This is a genomic window from Trebonia sp. (assembly GCF_049794275.1).
Taxonomy (GTDB): domain Bacteria; phylum Actinomycetota; class Actinomycetes; order Streptosporangiales; family Streptosporangiaceae; genus Trebonia.
Genome location: NZ_JBARCR010000770.1, coordinates 1 through 2,633, shown reverse-complemented (window position 1 = coordinate 2,633; position 2,633 = coordinate 1). Strand labels below are relative to the sequence as shown.

The following is a 2,633-nucleotide window of genomic DNA, read 5'->3' as shown; positions in this document are numbered from 1 at the left end:
CGCCCATTCCGTGCCGAAGGCGCTGGGCGGCCGTCACGTGCGCAGCACGGGCCGGCGGACCGGACGGCCCGGCAGTTCAACGACGGCGGCGACCGGTCCGTCCGGCGGTTCGATGACCGTGGCGGGCGACCTGTGCGGCAGTTTGACGATCGTGGCGAGCGGCCCGCGGGGCGGCTCGACGATCGCGGTGAGCGGGCTGGGCGGGTCGATGACCGTGGTCAGCGCGGGCAGTGGGGCGATCGCGGACGTGATTTGGCGCCTGCGGGGCCTTCGTCTCGCGGAGCCGGCGAACGGTCGTGGCGCGGTAACGGAGCGGGCCCCGAGTCGGGGTCGCAGCGGGGCGGAGCAGGGGTTCGTTCCGGATATCCGGGACAGCGGAGCGCGGGCGGCAACCGGCGGAACTCGGGGCAGGGACGGCACTCCTGACCATCAGTTGGGCAGCCGCGACACCTTTCCGGCGCGAGGACGCCGTTCTTTGCCGCCGGATGGGGTAGATTAGCGTTGGCTGTTGGCGGACTTTAGTGATCGCAAATACAACTGCCGTTTAGCAGCGGGTATACCGCGCTGATCCGCGCGAAGTGCACGGATCTAGGCTCATCTCGAAGGACACGTAGCAAAAATGGCTCAGGGGACCGTAAAGTGGTTCAACGCGGACAAGGGCTATGGTTTCATCGCCCCCGATGACGGTAGCGCGGACGTTTTCGTCCACTTCTCCGCAATCGAGGCGAATGGATACCGCAGCCTCGAAGAAAACCAGAAGGTCGAGTACAGCGTGACCCAGGGCCCCAAGGGTCCGCAGGCCGCGCAGGTCCGCGCCGTCTGACGGGCGCTCGTCCGGTCGCCTAGGCGACCATTCCAACTCACTTAACAGGTGGCGGGTCTAGCGCCAGACGCGAAGCCCGCCACCTGCATTTTTCCGGCGTGCGATATCATGTTCGCATGACCGTCGTTACCGTGCAGGAATCGCTGCTCGACCTCGCAGACGACCCGGCACCGGGTTCGCTGCGACCGGAGCGTGTGCCGCTTGCGCACGGCGCCTGGGTGGACGTGCAGCGAGGGTGGCTGGCCGGATCCGGCGCGCTGTTCGCGCGGCTCGCGGAGCGGGTGCCGTGGCGGGCTGAGCGGCGCCGGATGTACGACCGCACGGTGGACGTGCCTCGGCTGCTCTGCTTCTACGGGGAGGACGCGGACCTGCCCGATTCCGTCCTCGCCGCGTGCCGCGACCGGCTCAGCGAGCACTACCAGGCCGAACTCGGCGAATCGTTCCGCACGGCAGGGTTGTGCCTGTACCGGGACGGGCGGGACAGCGTCGCGTGGCACGGGGACACCATCGGGCGCGGAAGCACCGAGGACACAATGGTCGCGATCGTGTCGCTGGGCACCGCGCGCCCGCTACTGCTCCGGCCGCGGGCCGGCGTCGGCGCCGGCGCCGGCGGCAATGACGGCACGCTGCGGTACAGCCTCGGGCACGGTGACCTGATCGTCATGGGCGGCAGCTGCCAGCGCACCTGGGAGCACGCCGTGCCCAAGTCCACGCGGACGACGGGACCACGGATCAGCGTCCAGTTCCGCCCGCGCGGCGTCCGCTGACCCACCCGGGTAACAGCCACCGACCGCTGCGCGGCGGAGCATGCGGTCCGCGCTATTAGGCTCTAGGCATTGTGAATACGTTCCCGTTGCTGGTGGCTAGCGACCTGGACGGGACGATTGTCCGCAGCGACGGGACGATCTCGGCGCGCACCGTAGCGGCGTTCGCGCGGGTGGAGGCGGCGGGGGCACGGTTCGCCCTGGTCACCGGGCGGCCGCCACGGGTGATGCGGGGAATCGCGGAGACGTTCGGGGACCGGGGGACGGCGATCTGCTCCAACGGGGCGGTCGAGTACGACATGCGCACCGGCACCGTCACCGCACGGCACCTGATCCAGCCGGAGCAGCTCGCTGCGGCGGCGCGGGCGCTACGCGCCGCGATCCCCGGCATCGGGCTCGCCGTCGAGCGCCCGGACGGGCGCGCCGCCGACGACCTGTACCAGGCGGTGAGCTGGGACGCCAACGCGACCATCCCGCGCCCCGGTGACCGCGCGCTGTTCGGCGAGCCGGCCGCCAAGCTGCTCGCCAGGCACCTCGGCTACGGTCCTGACGAGCTGCTCGCGCTGGCCGTGCCGGTGCTCGACGGCCTGGTCAGCGTTACGCACTCCAACGGCAAGGGGCTCATCGAGGCCGCCGCGACCGGGGTGAGCAAGGCCAGCGCGATCGCCGAGCTCGCGGCCGCCCGCGGCATCAGCGCCGCAGAGGTCATCGCGTTCGGCGACATGCCGAATGACCTGCCGCTGCTCACCTGGGCGGGCATCTCCTGCGCGGTCGCCAACGCGCACCCGGCCGTGCTCGCCGCCGCGACCCGCGTCATCGGCGGCCACGACGACGACGGCGTGGCCGAGCACCTGGAGGGGTTGTACCCCTAACTGGTCCATGACCTCGCCGGGCGGGCGGCGCGGGGTGCTCGCCGCGGTGACCGCGCGGCCGAACTGCAGCAGCATCTGCGGGTCGCCGGGCAGTCTCAGCTGGTCGCGGATCAGCTCGCGGGTGAGCGGGTTCTCCAGCGGCTGGGTGTACAGGCTGGCGAACACCCACGCGCT

4 protein-coding genes are annotated in these 2,633 nt (G+C 71.0%); 3 read left to right on the top strand and 1 reads right to left on the bottom strand.

Annotated features, from left to right (window positions below):
* Positions 1-33 precede the first annotated feature (33 nt).
* Positions 34-420 (bottom strand): hypothetical protein, encoded by a 387-nt coding sequence (locus WA805_RS20110; protein WP_422290751.1) that lies wholly within the window; start codon positions 418-420, stop codon positions 34-36.
* A gap of 199 nt (positions 421-619) precedes the next feature.
* Here WA805_RS20110 and cspE point away from each other — a divergent pair, with 199 nt between their 5' ends.
* The 3 genes from cspE (at position 620) to WA805_RS20095 (ending at position 2,459) form a co-directional block, all read left to right on the top strand.
* Positions 620-823: a transcription antiterminator/RNA stability regulator CspE gene (gene cspE, locus WA805_RS20105; RefSeq protein ID WP_422278671.1), complete on the top strand. Its 204-nt coding sequence runs from the start codon at positions 620-622 to the stop codon at positions 821-823.
* Between the two features lie 116 nt (positions 824-939).
* Entirely contained in the window at positions 940-1,590 is a 651-nt protein-coding gene (locus tag WA805_RS20100; protein WP_425243097.1) for an alpha-ketoglutarate-dependent dioxygenase AlkB, read from the top strand.
* Positions 1,591-1,661: 71 nt separating this feature from the next.
* Positions 1,662-2,459, top strand: coding sequence for an HAD family hydrolase (locus WA805_RS20095; RefSeq protein WP_424561289.1), 798 nt, complete (start codon positions 1,662-1,664; stop codon positions 2,457-2,459).
* Positions 2,460-2,633: the final 174 nt, after the last annotated feature.

What these genes read in the sequence shown, in the direction of transcription:
- WA805_RS20100 (WP_425243097.1), top strand. Translation starts at nt 940, where the DNA reads ATGACCGTCGTTACCGTGCAGGAATCGCTGCTCGACCTCGCAGACGAC.
- cspE (WP_422278671.1), top strand. Translation starts at nt 620, where the DNA reads ATGGCTCAGGGGACCGTAAAGTGGTTCAACGCGGACAAGGGCTATGGT.